At 63.1% G+C, this 16,347-nt stretch carries 13 protein-coding genes and 1 tRNA gene; 7 read left to right on the top strand and 7 right to left on the bottom strand.

Features of this window, described 5'->3' with window-relative positions; all coding sequences use genetic code 11:
* The first annotated feature begins 85 nt into the window (after positions 1 to 85).
* Positions 86 to 1,090: a GlxA family transcriptional regulator gene (locus tag FOY53_RS05675; protein WP_246107291.1), complete on the top strand. Its 1,005-nt coding sequence runs from the start codon at positions 86 to 88 to the stop codon at positions 1,088 to 1,090.
* Positions 1,091 to 1,113: 23 nt separating this feature from the next.
* Here FOY53_RS05675 and FOY53_RS05670 read toward each other — a convergent pair whose 3' ends face one another.
* The 5 genes from FOY53_RS05670 to FOY53_RS05650 form a co-directional block, all read right to left on the bottom strand.
* Entirely contained in the window at positions 1,114 to 1,668 is a 555-nt protein-coding gene (locus tag FOY53_RS05670; RefSeq protein WP_146586597.1) for a sarcosine oxidase subunit gamma, read from the bottom strand.
* A gap of 1 nt (position 1,669) precedes the next feature.
* Positions 1,670 to 4,624, bottom strand: a complete 2,955-nt coding sequence (locus tag FOY53_RS05665; protein WP_146586595.1) for a sarcosine oxidase subunit alpha family protein — start codon at positions 4,622 to 4,624, stop codon at positions 1,670 to 1,672.
* The gene (locus FOY53_RS05660) at positions 4,621 to 4,908 is read right to left on the bottom strand and encodes a sarcosine oxidase subunit delta (RefSeq protein WP_146586593.1); all 288 of its coding nucleotides are present in this window, start codon (positions 4,906 to 4,908) and stop codon (positions 4,621 to 4,623) included. Before FOY53_RS05660 ends, FOY53_RS05665 begins: the two co-directional genes overlap by 4 nt.
* Positions 4,909 to 4,920: 12 nt before the next feature.
* On the bottom strand, positions 4,921 to 6,171 hold the full coding sequence (locus FOY53_RS05655; protein WP_146586591.1) for a sarcosine oxidase subunit beta family protein: 1,251 nt from the start codon (positions 6,169 to 6,171) through the stop codon (positions 4,921 to 4,923).
* A gap of 106 nt (positions 6,172 to 6,277) precedes the next feature.
* Positions 6,278 to 7,171, bottom strand: coding sequence for a LysR substrate-binding domain-containing protein (locus tag FOY53_RS05650; protein ID WP_246107290.1), 894 nt, complete (start codon positions 7,169 to 7,171; stop codon positions 6,278 to 6,280).
* A gap of 259 nt (positions 7,172 to 7,430) precedes the next feature.
* On the opposite strand from FOY53_RS05650, the gene FOY53_RS05645 reads away from it, so the two are divergent.
* The 5 genes from FOY53_RS05645 (at position 7,431) to FOY53_RS05625 (ending at position 14,221) form a co-directional block, all read left to right on the top strand.
* Positions 7,431 to 8,372, top strand: coding sequence for an ABC transporter substrate-binding protein (locus tag FOY53_RS05645; protein WP_146586587.1), 942 nt, complete (start codon positions 7,431 to 7,433; stop codon positions 8,370 to 8,372).
* 78 nt (positions 8,373 to 8,450) lie between these two features.
* Complete coding sequence (locus FOY53_RS05640) at positions 8,451 to 9,479, top strand: quaternary amine ABC transporter ATP-binding protein (protein ID WP_146586585.1); 1,029 nt, start codon at positions 8,451 to 8,453, stop codon at positions 9,477 to 9,479.
* Positions 9,479 to 11,449: an ABC transporter permease gene (locus FOY53_RS05635; RefSeq protein WP_146586583.1), complete on the top strand. Its 1,971-nt coding sequence runs from the start codon at positions 9,479 to 9,481 to the stop codon at positions 11,447 to 11,449. Before FOY53_RS05640 ends, FOY53_RS05635 begins: the two co-directional genes overlap by 1 nt.
* 4 nt (positions 11,450 to 11,453) lie before the next feature.
* Positions 11,454 to 11,852: a cupin domain-containing protein gene (locus FOY53_RS05630; protein WP_186766520.1), complete on the top strand. Its 399-nt coding sequence runs from the start codon at positions 11,454 to 11,456 to the stop codon at positions 11,850 to 11,852.
* Entirely contained in the window at positions 11,834 to 14,221 is a 2,388-nt protein-coding gene (locus FOY53_RS05625; RefSeq protein WP_146586579.1) for a trimethylamine N-oxide demethylase, read from the top strand. Before FOY53_RS05630 ends, FOY53_RS05625 begins: the two co-directional genes overlap by 19 nt.
* Before the next feature lie 163 nt (positions 14,222 to 14,384).
* Here the strand turns inward: FOY53_RS05625 and FOY53_RS05620 are convergent, their stop codons facing one another.
* Both FOY53_RS05620 and FOY53_RS05615 read right to left on the bottom strand, forming a co-directional pair.
* Entirely contained in the window at positions 14,385 to 14,576 is a 192-nt protein-coding gene (locus tag FOY53_RS05620) for a hypothetical protein (protein WP_146586577.1), read from the bottom strand.
* Between the two features lie 440 nt (positions 14,577 to 15,016).
* Positions 15,017 to 15,102, bottom strand: a tRNA-Leu gene (locus tag FOY53_RS05615).
* 138 nt (positions 15,103 to 15,240) lie between these two features.
* On the opposite strand from FOY53_RS05615, the gene FOY53_RS05610 reads away from it, so the two are divergent.
* Positions 15,241 to 16,227, top strand: a complete 987-nt coding sequence (locus tag FOY53_RS05610; protein ID WP_186766519.1) for a complex I NDUFA9 subunit family protein — start codon at positions 15,241 to 15,243, stop codon at positions 16,225 to 16,227.
* Positions 16,228 to 16,347 lie beyond the last annotated feature (120 nt).

The raw sequence follows: 16,347 nt of genomic DNA, 5'->3' as shown, positions 1-16,347 counted from the left end.
CTACCTCATCGGGTTCGCTGACCCTGAATTCCATCCCTGCAGACAGCCATGACGCCAATTTTTGTTTCCTGTTAGGAAGGTAATAATGATCGAGAGTAAAACTTCAATCACTTTGGGCTTTTTGATCTTCCCCGGGTTTCCGATGTCCTGTCTCTCCTCGGCCATCGAACCCTTGCGCGCCGCCAACGAAATCTCGGGCGAGACGGCGTTCTCCTGGAAAGTGATCGGCGAGACGGGCGCTCGCGTGCAGTCGAGCGCGGGTGTCTGGTTCGACCCGGACGTGTCGCTGCACGCAGCGCAGGACCTGGATTACCTGTTCCTGCTGTCCGGGCCACTGGCGGAGTTTGAGAATCCGAAACATGGCAATGGTCGGTTGCGGTCCCTGTCGCGCCATGGCGTGCGCATCGGCGGCATCAGCGGCGGGGTGTTTCCGCTGGCCCGGTCAGGGCTTCTGGATGGGCATGTCTGCTCGGTCCATTGGTGTTACGAGGCCGCCTTTGCCGCCGAATTTCCCCGTCACCGGCTGGAAAGCGATGTCATCATCATCGACCGCGACCGGCTGACGGTGTCGGGCGCGGCGGCGGTCTTTGACCTGATGCTGAATCTGATCGAACAGCGGCTGGGCGAGGATGTGACCACCGAAGTCGCCTGCTGGTTCCAGCATCCGCTGGTGCGCGGGCAGGGGGTGCGCCAGAAGGTGCCGACCCTGCACCGGGAAAGCACCTCGGACATGCTGCCGCCCTCGGTCCGCCAGGCGATCAAGGTGTTTGGCGAACACATCTGCGATCCGGTCAACGTCGACGACGTGGCCCGGATGGTGGAGCTTTCGCCGCGCCAGCTTGAACGCAACTTCAAGGCGGCGACCGGGCAGAGCCCGTCGCGCTATTACCGCAGTCTTCGCCTGAACGCCGCCCGCCAACTGGTGCTGTACAGCAACGACAGCATGACCAGCATCGCGATGGCCGTCGGCTATGGCGCGACCGCACCGATGGCGCGGCAGTATCGCGAGGCCTTTGGCACAACGCCGCAGCAGGATCGCCAGAAGATCAACCTGTTCCGGGTCGAAAAGAACCGGCCGATCCCGTCCTGAGGGTCCGGGCTGCGGCGCTCGGCTCAGAGCGCGCTTGTGGCGGCGGTGACCAGCGCATGATGCAGGCTGTGGGCTGACGAGCGGGGGCCGTAGAGGCTGAAATGCTCGCTGGCACGGCAGATCAGGAAGCAGCCCAGATGTTCTATCCGGCTCTGCGTCACGGTGCCGGGGTTCATCCGGCGGGTGTCGGCGTTGCACAGCCGTTCCAGCACATCGTGACAGCGCGCGCCGGTCGCATCGAACCGCACCCAGCCATCGGTCTGTTCGGTGACGGACCCGGCGTCGCCCACTGCCGCCTTGAGCCGCGCGGCGAGGTCTTCGTGGCTGTCGTGCGGCGCTTCGATCATCCATCGATCCGGGCCGGTCCAGAAGGCGTGGAACGGCACGGCGTCGGCGCACAGGCCGACCCCGGGCAGGGGGGCGCCCAGAAAGGTCTGGGCCGCGTCCGCAATCTCTGCCCCGTGTCCCGAGCGCGTGGCAAGGCTGGCCAGCGCCCAGTAGGGGCATTCGGCAATCCGCAGCCCGTCGAAGGTGTCGACCTGCGCCGAGGCGGCGCCAAGCGCGGTGAGTGCGATCATGTCATGCACGAAGACGGTCCCCCTCTGGATCGACGAAATGCGCCGAGACCACTTCGACCTCGGTATCTGTGCCGGTGAGCGGGCTGACCAATCTCAGGGTCTCGCCCATCCGCTCGGCACCGCGTTTCAGAAAGCCGATGCCAATGTAGCTCTCGAGGATCGGCGAATACGCCGCTGAGGTCACATACCCCTGGTCATGCGCCGCATCGACCGGGCCGGTGGTGGTCATCAGGTGGCCTCCGGCGGTGACTTTCTCCTCGGCCACCTTGGGGCGGAATCCGACCAGCGCCAGCGCATCCTCCTGGTTCAGCCCCTCGCGCTCCGAGAGAGTCGAGCCGATGGCATCCTTCTTCTTCGACACCATCCGCCCCATCCCGAGGTTGAGCGCGGTGGTGGTGCCGTTGAGCTCATTGCCTGCCGCGTGGCCCTTTTCGATCCGCATCACGCCAAGCGCCTCGGTGCCATAGGGCACCACGGCGAATTCCTCGCCCGCCGCCATGATCCGCCGGATCAGCGCATCGCCATACCGCGTCGGCACCGCGATCTCGAAGGCCAGTTCGCCGGAGAAGGAGATGCGGAAGAGGCGTGCCCTGAGACCGCCGCAGACGGTGATTTCGCCGCAGGCCATGAAGGGGAAGCCCTCGTTGGAAATGTCGAACTCCGGATCGACAATCCTTTGCAGCAGCTTGCGGGAGTTTGGACCTGCCACGGCATATTGCGCCCAGGCTTCGGTCGTGGAGATCAGCTGCACGTCCATGTCGGGCCACAGGCACTGGCGCGCGAACTCCATGTGGCGATAGACCGTGACGGCATTGGCGGTGGTCGTCGTCATCACGAAATGATCCTCGGCCAGCCGCGCCGTGGTGCCGTCGTCCATCGCGATCCCGTCCTCGCGCAGCATCAGGCCATAGCGGGTCTTGCCCACGGGCAGCTTGGCAAAGGCATTGGCGTAGATCCGGTTCAGGAACTCGGCCGCGTCTGTGCCCTGCACGTCGATCTTGCCCAGCGTTGTCACATCGCAGACACCGACCGAGCCGCGCACCGCGCGCACCTCGCGGTCGACGCTCTCGCGCCAGGTGGTTTCGCCGGGGCGGGGGAACCATTGCGCCCGCAGCCAGTTGCCGGTCTCGATGAACACCGCGCCTTGCTCCTTGGCCCATTTATGGCTGGGGGTTTCGCGCACCGGATGGAAATGCTGGCCGCGCGACCGGCCGCCGAGCGTGCCCATCGCAACCGGCGTATACGGTGGGCGAAAGATCGTGGTGCCGACGCCGGGGATCGTCTTGCCCGCCAGTTCGGCCATGATCGCCAGCCCGCCCATGTTCGAGGTCTTGCCCTGGTCGGTGGCCATTCCCAGCGTGGTATAGCGCTTGAGATGTTCGACCGAGCGGAAGTTCTCCTGATGCGCCAGCTTCACGTCCTTGACCGTCACGTCGTTTTGTTGGTCGAGCCATGCCCGGCCCTTGCCTTCGGCGACGTGCCAGAACGGCGTGAGGTTGACCGGCGCGTCCTCGGCCTGTGGCAGGTCGATGGCTTTCGCTTCAAGGCCGATGTCCGACAGCGCGACGACCGCCTGATCTGTGCCCGAACGCAGCACGGCGTAGGTCGAGAAGTCACCCGTTGCGGCCCCGGCGACGCTCTGGCCCTGCGGCAGCGTGCCGGGGACAAAGGCCGCAATGGCCTCGTTCCAGACGGGACGGCCGCGTTGGTGGCAGGTCAGGTGGACGTTGGGGTTCCAGCCGCCCGAGACACCAAGCGCGCCGCATTCGATGGTGCGTTCACTGCCGTCGGCCAGCCGCAACTTTATGAAGTTCAGGCCAAGCCGTCCGTCGGTGTCGATCACCTGTGCGCCCGCCAGCAATTCACAGTCGGCCAGACGCGGCGCATCGGCGCGCACGTCGATCACCGCTGCGACGCGAACGCCCTTTGCGATCAGGTCGATGGCGGTGCGGTGGCCGTCATCGTTGTTGGTGAACACCGCGACCTTCTGTGCCGGTGTCGCGGCCCAGCGGTTGGCATAGGCGCGCATCGCGCCGCCCAGCATGATGCCGGGGCGGTCGTTGTTGGCAAAGGCAATCGGGCGCTCGATGGCCCCGGCGCAAAGCAGCGTGCGCCTGGCGTAGATCCGCCAGAGGATCTGGCGCGGCTTGCCGGGGGCAGGGGTGGCGAGGTGGTCCGAGACCCGCTCGACCGCGCCGTGGATGCCGTGATCAAAGCCGCCGATCACCGTGGTGCGCGACATGCAGCGCACATTGGGCAGCGACCTTAGTTCCTCAACCGTCGCTGCAACCCAATCAGGACCGGAGGCATCGCCCAGCGTGAAGGTCTCGGCATTCAGGCGACCGCCAAAGGCGAAGTCCTCATCGGCGAGGATCACCCGCGCTCCGGCTCGACCGGCGGTCAGGGCGGCGGCCAGACCGGAGGGACCGCCACCGACGATCAGCAGATCGCAGTGCAGGAATCCTTTGTCATAGGCGTCCGGGTCGTCCTGCAACGACAGCGACCCCAGCCCGGCGGCCTTGCGAATCATCGGCTCGTACAGCTTTTCCCAGAAGGCGGCGGGCCACATGAAGGTCTTGTAATAGAACCCGGCCGTCAGGAAGTTCGAAAACCTGTCGTTGATCGCCATCGCATCGAACCTGAGCGAGGGCCAGCGGTTCTGGCTCTTTGCCTCCAGCCCGTCGAAAAGCTCGGCCGTGGTGGCGCGGGTGTTCGGCTCCTGCCGCGCGCCCGATCGCAGCTCGACCAGCGCATTGGGCTCTTCGCTGCCCGCGCTCAGCACCCCGCGCGGCCGGTGATACTTGAACGACCGGCCCATAAGTCGCACACCATTGGCCATCAGGGCCGAGGCCAGCGTGTCACCGGGATGACCCTTGAAACGTTTGCCGTCGAAGGTGAAGTCGAAGCTGCGCGACCGGTCGATCTGGCCGCCTTCAAGTCGGTTGGATTGCGTCATTTGCTGCGCCCCCGGCTGCGGGCCACGTCGCGGGCCAATTCAACCGATGTGATTTCGTGAGTCAGGGTGTTGCGGGTCACGACCAGCCAGCTGCGGTCGCCGACCTCGTGAAACCACAGTTCGCGGTGCTCGCCCGCCGGATTGTCACGCAGGTACAGATAGTCGTGGAACCGGTCGACGGCATGCTCGGCCTGCCAGTCGGGCCGGTCGATCAGGGACGCATCGCCCAGATAGGTGAATTCCTGCGCGTCGCGGGGGCCGAGGAGGGGGTGATGGATGATCACGGGTTCAAATCCTCAATGCAGGTTGGGCTGTGCGCCCATGCCTTTTTCGTCGATCATCAGCCCGCGGCGGAAGCGGTCGAAGCGATAGGCTGTGGCGGTCTCGTGCGGTGTGTCGGTGGCCAGAAGATGCGCGTAGGCCATTCCCGAAGCGGGTGTCGCCTTGAACCCGCCGTAGCACCAGCCGCCGTTGAAGTAGAGCCCGTCGACGTGGGTCCGGTCGATGATCGGCGAGCCGTCCATCGACATGTCCATGACCCCGCCCCACATGCGCAGCAGCCGCGCCCGGCCCAGGGCCGGGATCAGGGCCATGCCGCTTTCGCAGACGTCCTCGACCGTGGGCAGATTGCCGCGTTGGGCGTAAGAGTTGTACCCGTCGATGTCGCCGCCGAAGACCAGCCCGCCCTTGTCGGACTGGCTGCAATAGAAATGTCCGGCGCCAAAGGTGATGACCCCGGGCAGCAGCGGCTTCAGACCTTCGGACACGAACGCCTGCAACACGTGGCTTTCGATCGGCAGCCGCATCCCCGCCAGCGCCATCACCCGGCTCGACGACCCGGCGACGCAGGACGCCACCTTGCCCGCACCGATATACCCGCGCGAGGTCTCGACCCCCTTGCACACGCCGTTCTCGATCCGGAAACCGGTGACTTCGCAGTTCTGGATGATGTCGACGCCGTGGCTGTCGGCCCCGCGCGCATAGCCCCAGGCGACCGCGTCATGGCGCACCGTGCCGCCGCGATGCTGGGCCAGCCCGCCCCGGATCGGAAAGCGGGCGTTGGCGAAATCGAGGAAAGGGTATCGCGCGCGGATCTGCTCGACACTCAGCAGTTCGGCGTCGGCCCCACTGAGGATCATCGCATTGCCGCGCCGCACAAAGGCGTCGCGCTGCGCGTCGTTGTGATAGAGGTTCAGGATGCCGCGCTGCGAGACCATCGCATTGTAGTTCAGCTCCTGCTCCAGCCCCTCCCAGAGCTTCAGCGAGTATTCATAGAACGGCTCGTTGCCGTCGAGCAGGTAGTTGGAGCGGATGATCGTGGTGTTGCGGCCGACGTTGCCGCCGCCGATCCAGCCCTTCTCCAGCACTGCGATGCGCTTTTTGCCGAAGTGCCTGGCCAGGTAGTAGGCCGTGGCCAGCCCATGCCCGCCGCCGCCAATGATGACGTAATCATAGCTTGGCTGCGGCTCGGGATCGCGCCACGCCGGGCCCCAGCCCCTGTGGCCGGTCAGGGCCTCCTTGATGACGCGAAAACCTGAATATCTCATTGCGCACCCGTTCGATTCCGACACCACGGTGCCTCAGAATCGTGTCGGACAAGGTGCTGGGAACGGACATGAACCTGTCCAAATCCGACATCGGGCGCAAACGATCCTATTCGTACCGGGTGCGTTCGGCGCTGAACCCCAGAAGCATCTCCTCGACCAACCTGCATTCGTCGAACATCTTCTTGTTCTCCCGCTTCAGCAGGTAATACCCGTGATCGGTGCGCACCTTGGCGGGGCCCAGGGGCCGGACCAGCCTGCCTTGCTGCAACAGCGGATCGACCAGGTGCCCCCAGCCGAGCGCGATGCCGAGCCCCTCGACGGCGGCATGAACCGAGAGGGGGTAGGTGTTGAAGATCGCCCCCTGCTGCAATTCTCCAGCCTCTTGGCCCATCTGCTCGAACCAGGTGCGCCAGTTCATCCATTCCCGATGTGTGGAGGACACTTCGATCAAGTCATGGCGATGAAGCATCGAAATCTCTGATGCTGTCGGGTTTTCCTGGAGAAACTCCGGTGAGCAGACCGGGAAAACGGTTTCACCGAACAGCTTCACTGCGTTGAACCCGATCCAGTTTCCGTCGCCGCGCAGAATGGCCAGATCGACATTGTCGGCCAGACATTCCATGTCGTCGTCGGATGAGACCAGCTTGATCTTCAGGTGTTTGTTCTGGCGATTGAACTTTTGTAGGCGTGGCATCAGCCACAGCGCGGCGACCGAGTTCGTCGCGGCCAGTGTGACAGGCCTTTCCTGGTGGTCGCTGATCGTTTCTCGCGACGTCTCGCGAAGCATCATCAGCGCTGGCTTGATACGCGACAGGAACTTCTCGCCTTGTGGCGTGATGCTTATTGATCGGTGTCCGCGCAGAAAGAACGGCACGCCGTAGTGCATCTCCAGCAATCTCACCTTTCGGCTGATCGCTGTCTCGCTGATATTCAGCACTTTCGAGGCAGCGACGAAGCTGTGCGTCTCCGCCGTTGCCTCGAACGCCAGAAGGTAGTCCAAGGGCGGGAGGGAAGACGAGCGGGTCGACATTTTTTCCACTTTTTACTGTTGTTTGACGCCGAGGGTGGACACAGCGAAGCGAGCACCAATCCCGGTCGTGCCGTCAGTCTGGATGATGTGGCGGGGTGTGGCCAGCAATTTCTTGGGGCTAAGCGCGCAATAAATCTATTCAGAGAAAGGTGCGCGCCCTCGCAATATACGCATCAGGCCGGGCAGGACGACTCGGCGACACCAAAGACCATGCACTCAGGGAGCTCTCATGAAACCATATCTTGCACTGCCTCTTGCGGCCGCACTGGCCACCATGTCCAGCGGCGCGATGGCCGCCGACAGCGACGATCCGATCATCATTCCGATTCACAACTGGTCCTCGCAGATTGTGATGAGCCACGTGGTCGGCCAGATCCTTGAAGGGATGGGCAATCATGTCGAGTACGTCACAACCGACAGCCAGGCGGTTTATGAATCGGTACGGCTTGGCGATGTGACGCTGGAACTGGAAGTCTGGGAAGGGGCCTTTGGCGCGTCCTTCGACGCCGCGGTCGAAAAGGGTGGCATCCACGCCGCGGGCGAACACAACGCTGTGACCCGCGAAGACTGGTGGTATCCGGCCTGGACCAAGGAAAGCTGCCCCGGCCTGCCCGATTGGGAAGCGTTGAATGCCTGTTCCGCCGTTTTCGCCACACCTGAAACCGGCGACAAGGGCCGTTTCCTGGGTGGACCGGTCGACTGGTTGAAGCATGACCAGGAGCGTGTCGATGCGCTTGGGATGGACTTCGTTGTGGTCAATGCGGGTTCTGCTGCCGCGCTTTGGGCTGAAATCGGCGCCGCCGAAAAGGACAAGAAGCCGGTTGTCGTGTTCAACTGGACGCCGAACTTTGCCGAAGCCGTCTGGCCGGGCGAGTTTGTCGAGTTCCCCGAGTGGGTCGCAGGCTGCAACGAGGATGCGTCGGTCGGACCGAACCCGGATGCCACCTACGATTGCGGCAACCCTGCCACCGGATATCTCAAGATCGCCGCATGGGACGGGATGAAGGACAAGTGGCCGGGCGCCTACAACACGCTGACCCAGATCTCCTTTACCAATCCGCAGATCGCGGAAATGGCCAAGCTGGTCGACGTCGACGAGCTGGAGCCGGAAGAGGCTGCCGCGGCATGGCTGGAAGCGAACCCGGATGTCTGGGAAGACTGGGCCAGCTGATCTCGTCAGACTGATCAGGCATGCAAAACGAACCCGCCGGGCGGATGTCTGGCGGGTATTCTTCTCAGGAGCGCTTAGATGACGTCGCAACAGCCAGTGATCTCGTGCAGGAATGTTTGGAAGATTTTCGGGGCCAACCCTGAAAGGTACCTGGCCGGCATGGCGAAGGGCCGCACTTTCGACGAGATGCGCTCAGACGGTTACATCGCCGGTGTGCGCGACGTGACGCTCGACATCCACCGTGGCGAAATGCTTGTGATCATGGGGCTTTCCGGCTCCGGCAAGTCGACCCTGGTGCGCTGTTTCTCTCGGCTTCACGAGATCACCGCAGGCAAGATCGATGTCGACGGTCAGGACATCGTGACGATGAAGGACAAGGACCTGATCGAGTTGCGCCGCAACAAGATGGGCATGGTATTCCAGAGCTTTGGTCTGTTGCCGCACCGCACGGTGCTGGATAACGTCGCCTTCCCGCTTGAGATGCGCGGACAGGACCGCCACGACCGTCGCGAACGTGCGCTCGAGGTGATCAAGCTTGTCGGGCTGGAGGGGCGGGAAGAGTATTTTCCGCGCGAACTGTCCGGCGGCCAGCAGCAGAGGGTGGGAATTGCCCGCAGCTTGGCGATCGAGCCCGACATCTGGTTCCTGGATGAGCCGTTCTCGGCACTCGACCCGCTGATCCGCCGCGAGATGCAGGACGAGTTCCTGCGTCTGCAGGAACTGCTGGGCAAGACGATCGTGTTCATCACCCACGATTTCGACGAGGCGCTGCGGCTTGCCGACCGCATCGCCATCATGAAGGATGGTGCGATCGAGCAATGCGACACGCCCGACCAGATCGTGCTGCATCCGGCCACGCCCTATGTCAAGAAGTTCACCGAAGACATCGAAAAATCCCGCGTCGTTCACGCGCGCGTCCTGGCTACCCCGATCAACGGCCATGTGCCCGAAGGCGAGCCGATCCGCGCCGGCGCCACCATCCTGCAACTGGCGCGTCAGTTGGTGAACGAGACCCGCGACGAACTGCCCGTTGCCAACAAGAACGGCGAGCTGATCGGCATCATGAACCGGCAGGAAGCGCTGGACGTCCTGCTGGGTGACAGCTGATGGCCATAGCGCAGACCAACATCCCGGTGACATCGGCCAGGTGGAGCAAGCTTCGGGTGGCACAGATGCTGTTGCTGGCCGCCGTGCTGCTGGCCGTGGCGCGGCCGGTCCTGCCCGATGACCTGATCCGCGTACCGGAATGGGCTGTGTTGCCTTACGACCTCTGGCTTCAGGCGCTGTTCGATTTCGTCAAGGACGACCTTGGCCTGATCCACCTGACGCGGGGCATTGCTGCAGGGCTGGAGTCCCTTCTCGATATCACTGCGAATCTGCTTTACGGCAAGCGCCGCTGGCCCAATTTCGAGCCGATCCCCTGGACCGCCATCGCGGGCGTCGCCGCGGTCATCGGCTATTGGCTGGGCGGCTGGCGGCTGGCTGTTCTGGCAGGAGGCACCTTTGTCTGGGTGGCGCTGATCGGCCAGTGGAAGCTGGCGATGCAGACCATGTCGGTGATCGTCGTCGCCGCGCCCGTGGCATTCTTTCTGGGGCTGGTGCTGGGCATTCTCGCCTGGAAATTCCCCCGGTTCGAGCGCTTCCTGATGCCGGTGCTGAGCATCCTGCAGACGCTGCCTTTCTTCACCTACCTGCTGCCTGCGGTGATCTTCTTCAAGGTTGGCCCGACGGCAGGCTGTGTCGCCACCATCATCTATGCCATCCCGCCGATGGTGCTGATGACTTCCCTGGGTCTGAAGAAGGTTTCGCCCGAAGTCGTCGAGGCCGGGAACATGGCCGGATCAACCCGCTGGCAGATGTTGCGCCATGTCTACCTGCCTGCCGCCCGGACCGAGATCCTCGTCGGCGTGAACCAGGTCATCATGCTGTGCCTCGCCATGGTCGTTCTGACCGCCTTTATCGGGATGCCGGGACTGGGCGCAAAGCTGCTGGCGCTGATGAATTCGCTCAAGCTTGGCCGCAGCTTCGAGATCGGTATCACGATTGTCCTGATCGCGGTGACTCTGGACCGGCTGTCCAAGGCATGGGTGGTCAAGCAGCCCGAACATTTCGAGCGTGGCGCGTCGTGGTTCACCCGGCACAAATACCTTGTCACAGGCATTGCCGTTTTTGTCGGCTTCCTGATCATCGCCCGGTTTGTGCAGGTCGCCGACCACATCACCCGCCAGCAGGAATTGTCGATGGGCAACGAGATCGACACGGTGATCCGTGCCGCCCTGGCCAACGACACTGTGACGGCGATCACCGAATGGATGCGCTGGTTCCTGATCACGTGGGTGCTGATCCCGTTTCGCAACGCCTTGTTGTGGCTTCCGACGCCCAGCGTGCTGCTTGCGCTCGCCGCCGCGGGCTATGCGGTGGGAGGGCGCAAGTCGGCGCTGCTGGTGGTGGCATTCTTCGGGTTCATCGCTCTGACCGGATGGTGGGACCGTTCGATCATCACGCTGTACGCGGTGATCTCGGCAGTGGTCCTGGCGGTTCTGATCGGGATTCCGCTGGGCATTGCCGCGGCGCGCAATCCGAAATGGGCCGAACCGATCCTGCTGGCCTGCGACACGATGCAGACCTTTCCCAGCTTCATCTACCTCATTCCGGCAATCATGCTGTTCTCGGTCAATGACGTGGCGGTGGTCTTTGCCATCCTGATCTTTGCCACCGTTCCGCTGACCCGGTACACCATCGAAGGCATGCGCGCCGTGCCGGCGGAACTGCTGGAAGCCGCCGATATGGCCGGGTCCTCCCGACATCAGAAACTGATGAAGGTGCAACTGCCGCTGGCCCTTCCTACCATGGCCGTGGGGTTCAACCAGGCCATCATGTTCGCCTTCTTCATGGTCATTATCGCCGCGTTCATCGGCACCCAGGACTTGGGGCAAGAGCTGCAAAAGACCTTGGCCGGCAATGAGTTGGGCAAAAACTTCGTGCTGGGCATGTGCGTTGCGCTGATGGCGCTGACCTTCAATCATATCATCATGCGGTGGTCCAATGACCGCCGCAAGGCGCTGGGACTGGGCTGAGGACGTGGCTTCAATTGCAGACCACAGGACGATTGCCAGGATCGCGGGCGTGGCCTTCGAGCCGATGACGATCGAAAATCGGGTCTGTGACGACGCCTGGTGGCACAACATTTCTTTCGACGAGGAAACCGGGAAGGGCAGCTACCTGATGATGTTTGCCGCCGGGGCCTGCAGCAATCCGCACCGCCACCTTGGCATGGAGGAATTCTACGTGCTTGAAGGCGAGTTGGTGGATTGCGATGGCCAGGTCTATGCGGCGGGCGATTTCGTCAGCCTGCGCGCCGGATCGCAGCATTTCTCGACCTCGCCGGGCGGGTGCAAGCTGATCGTGACACATCACGGGCGGACAAGAACTCTCACACAGGAAGAATGGGCAGAGGTCGAATGGACGGCAGAGACGTGAATTTCCATCCGGTGTTTCCGACGCCATACGAGCGGGCGGGCGTCATTACCCCTGGCCTGCCGATCCTGCCCCACGGCGTCGAGCGGCACCCGGTGCCGGGCGGGGGCAGCCGCGCGGTGCGGATCGACAAGGGCGACCAGATCACGGTCCAGGACCGCGAAGGCCTGCAACCGATAGAACTGGTCTTCTTTGCCCCCGATGGCACCTCCGATGCCGGTATGATCGGCGCAAGGGGCGGGCGCGATCCACAGGGCCTCAAGGCCGCACTGTCGGGCGATTATTCGGGGCGTAAAGTGCTGCAAGCGCTTGATAAATCCGGGTTCGACATCGGTCGCGCCGACGGCGCCATCGTCTTTCCCGAAGGCTCGCACCCCGGCGATACCGCCCATTTCATCGCCTCGCGCGACGGGCTGCTGATCGTCTGTGCCCCGGGCAGCGCGATGGAACCGCACGAACAATGGGCCCCGACCGAAGTGGTGCTGTACGTCCGTCGTGCAAACCCCGCCGACCCGGCCGAGACGCGGAAAGCGCCCGATCCGATGGCCGACCCGCTGATCGATTTCAACATCCTGCCGGGCGAGGCGCACCCCTATCAAGTCAAGGCCGGGCAGTTCATCCAGATCCTCGACGTGCAGGGCCGCGAATGCTCGGACTTCCAGGCGTTCTCGCTGCGCGCCCTGGACCGGGGCATCGAACGCGAGATTGACCCGACCACCACCCGCTCGCTGATGGGGTCGCTGTATCCGCTGCCGGGGTTGTTCAGCAAATACTTCTCGGTGGACCAGGAGCCGCTGGTCGAGATCGTGCAGGACACTGTCGGGCGGCACGACACCTTCGGGCTGGCCTGCACGGCGCGCTATTACGAAGACCTGGGCTATCCTGGCCACGTCAATTGTTCGGACAACATCAACCACGAACTCGGCGCTTTGGGCATCCGTCCGCGCGGCGGTTGGCCGGCGATCAACTTCTTCTTCAACACCATGCTCGACGACACCAACGCCATCGGCATGGACGATCCCTATTCGCGCCCCGGCGATTACGTTCTGCTTCGGGCGCTCACCGATCTGGTCTGTGTATCGACCGCGTGCCCCTGCGATGTCGACCCGGCAAACGGCTGGAACCCGACGGACATTCAGGTCCGGGTCTACGGCGAAAACGAAGACTTCAAGCGCTCGATTGGCTGGCGCAAGACACCGGAGGCTGACGTGGAAGACACCAGGAAGACCGGATTTCACGACTGCTTTGCCCGGCATACCCGTGATTTTGTCGAGTATGCCGGCTATTGGCTGCCAAACCAGATGACCAATCACGGCGCGATCGAGGAATACTGGGCGGCACGCGAAAAGGCCGTTGTCATGGATCTTTCGCCGCTTCGCAAATACGAGGTGACGGGGCCGGACGCAGAAGAGCTGATGCAGCTTTGCGTGACCCGCGACATCAAGAAACTGGCGGTAGGGGGCATCGTCTATACCGCCATGTGCTATGCTCACGGCGGCATGATCGACGATGGCACAGTTTATCGTCTGGGCGAAACGAACTTTCGCTGGATCGGCGGCAACGACCAGTCCGGCCTCTGGCTGCGCAAGCAGGCGCAGGAGCGGGGATTGAATGCCTGGGTCCGTTCCTCGACCGAGCATCACTGCAATATCGCCGTCCAGGGCCCGCTTTCGCGCGACATCCTCAAGCAGGTGATCTGGACCCCGCCGCAGCAGCCCACGGTCGAGGAACTGCCGTGGTTCCGACTGGCGATTGCACGGATCGGCGATTTTCACGGGCCATCCGTGGTGGTCAGCCGCACCGGCTATTCCGGTGAATTGGGCTATGAGGTGTTCTGCCATCCCAAGGACGCTGAAAAGGTGTTTGATGCGATCTGGGATGTGGGCGCGCCGATGGGGATGATTCCGCTGGGTCTGGCCGCGCTGAACATGCTGCGCATCGAGGCCGGACTGATCTTTGCCGGGTCGGAATTCGACGACCAGACTGATCCGATGGAGGCAGGCATCGGCTTTGCCGTGCCGCTGAAGTCGAAGCAGGATGATTTCATCGGGCGCGCGGCGCTGGAACAGCGCAAGGCCAACCCGCAGAGGAAGCTCGTGGGCCTGGACCTGGAGGGTGGCATCGTCCCGACCCCGGGCGATTGCGTGCATGTCGGCAAACCCCAGATCGGCGTCGTCACCTCGGCCATGAAGTCACCGATCCTGGGCAAGGTCATCGCGCTGGCGCGGGTCGATGTGACCCAAGCCGAACTCGGCACCCCGCTGGAAATCGGCCGGCTCGATGGGGACCAGAAGCGCCTGAAGGCGACGGTTTCCCGCTTCCCGCATTTTGATCCGACGAAAGAGCGGGTGAAGGGCAATTACCCCAGCTGACACGAAGCTGCGCGGCGGCAAGTTGCCGCGCGGCTTATCGGGGGGTTACCCCCGGCGCGCATCGCGCGTGACCAGCTCCATGATGTCTTCACCCCGTCACTGCCACCGCAACGACGTGCGCTTGCCGATGCAGTGAAACCCCACTTGCATGCGGATGCTTAGCTCACCGCGCCATTTTGCGTGACCTGGAGATCCTCATCGATTTCATGCGGGTGGAAATCGGAGAGGGTATTAAGACGAGTTTGGGTTGCGGATGAGCACTATTTGCACGGCGGCCATCGTCGCTGACATCCGCGCCGCCACCGAAGTCATCGACGTTGCGGAAGCCGAGCGCCTGATCGACGACCTTCTTCAATGTAGATCCAGGGCGGCGCTTACCATCCGCGCCGTCATCTTGAGGGCTGAAATGCCCGGGGACTGGCGTAGACATCCAATTGAAAGCGTGCCGACGCCAATTTCTTCTGCGGCTCAAGCGTCGGCGCGCCTTTTGACAGAAGGCAGCGTATAGAAATCGGAAAGATCAGGTCTGAAGCGGGCCAGTGCTGTTGTCGAAGGTGGCTTGGGTTTGGCAAGCTTTCGTCGAGAGGAGCGCTTCATCAAGAAACAGCCCGTTGGGACGCACTTTTTGCCCGCAGATACGATCTTCCGCTCTCCGTTGTCACAGCTTCAGCGCGTGAAATCTGGTCGGGATGCCGGCCGGGGGCAGAGTGGAGCGGTTTCCGTGGCAGTTTGAGAGATCAAAATATCAAAAAACCCCCCTTATAATCACAAGATATTGATTTTTGGGGGGGATTTTGGTGCCCAGGAGAGGACTCGAACCTCCACGGCCTTGCGGCCACTGGCACCTGAAGCCAGCGCGTCTACCATTCCGCCACCTGGGCAGGTGTCGTGAGCGCTCATTTACTGATGCCGCGCAGCACTGTCAACGGGGTGAATCAGGAAATATGCGCGGCGATGCAGCATCTTGCCTGACCTCGCCCGGAGCGTTAAGCAGGGGCAAGCATGCATGGAGTGAGCCGATGTCCAAACTCGTCACCATTTATGGCGGATCCGGTTTTGTCGGGCGCTATATTGCCCGGCGCATGGCGAAAGAAGGCTGGCGGGTCCGTGTCGCCGTCCGGCGCCCGAACGAGGCGATCTTTGTGCGCCCTTACGGTGTGGTGGGGCAGGTTGAACCTGTTCTCTGCAATATCCGGGACGACGCGTCGGTGGCTCTTGCCCTGGCCGGGGCGGACGCTGTCGTGAACTGCGTCGGCATCCTTGCCGAAAGCGGCAAGAATGGATTTGACTCGGTGCAGGCAGAGGGGGCGGCGCGTGTGGCGCGGCTCGCCGCCGAAGCCGGTGTCGGGCGGCTGGTCCAGATCTCTGCGATCGGCGCCGATCCCGACTCCGACAGCGCATATGCCCGCAGCAAGGCCCGTGGTGAAGCGGCGGTCCTGGAGCATTTTCCAACCGCGGTGATCCTGCGTCCCTCGGTCATTTTCGGGCCTGAGGATGGATTTTTCAACCGGTTCGCGGCGATGTCGCGTCTGGGGCCGGTGCTGCCCGTGGTCGGCGCGGCGACAAGGTTCCAGCCGGTCTATGTGGACGATGTGGCCAGGGCTGCGGTTCTTGGGGTCACGGGTGCTGCGGCGCCGGGGATCTATGAACTGGGGGGGCCGGATGTCGCGAGCTTCCGTGATCTCATGCGGCAAATGCTGGAGGTGATCCAGCGGCGCAAACTCGTGCTCAACATCCCGTTTCCGGTCGCCCGCCTGATGGGAGCCGGTTTCGATCTGCTGCAGACCATGTCGCTGGGGCTGATATCCAACAAGATGATCACGCGTGATCAGGTGCGCAACCTGCGGCACGACAATATTGTGTCGGAGGGCGCAAAGGGGTTTGCGGATCTCGGTCTGCAACCGACAGCGCTGCAATCGGTGCTGCCCGAGTACCTCTGGCCCTACAGGCCGTCGGGCCAGTATGCCGAGATCAAGAATTCGGCCCGGAACCTGCGCGCCCGCTGAGACCCGTCCGAGACGGTCGAGTGGTTGCGGGGTGGCATCCCCGCATCCCCCTTTGAATTGCGTCGGCATTCACGGCTGCAGCCCATGCGGACCTGACGGGTCGGCGTGGGCGTGACCTTG

Origin of the sequence: Puniceibacterium confluentis (assembly GCF_007923445.1) — a bacterium.
GTDB classification, from domain to species: domain Bacteria; phylum Pseudomonadota; class Alphaproteobacteria; order Rhodobacterales; family Rhodobacteraceae; genus Puniceibacterium; species Puniceibacterium confluentis.
The sequence above is the reverse complement of the archived record's forward strand: the minus strand, read 5'-3'. Positions and strand labels throughout refer to the sequence as shown.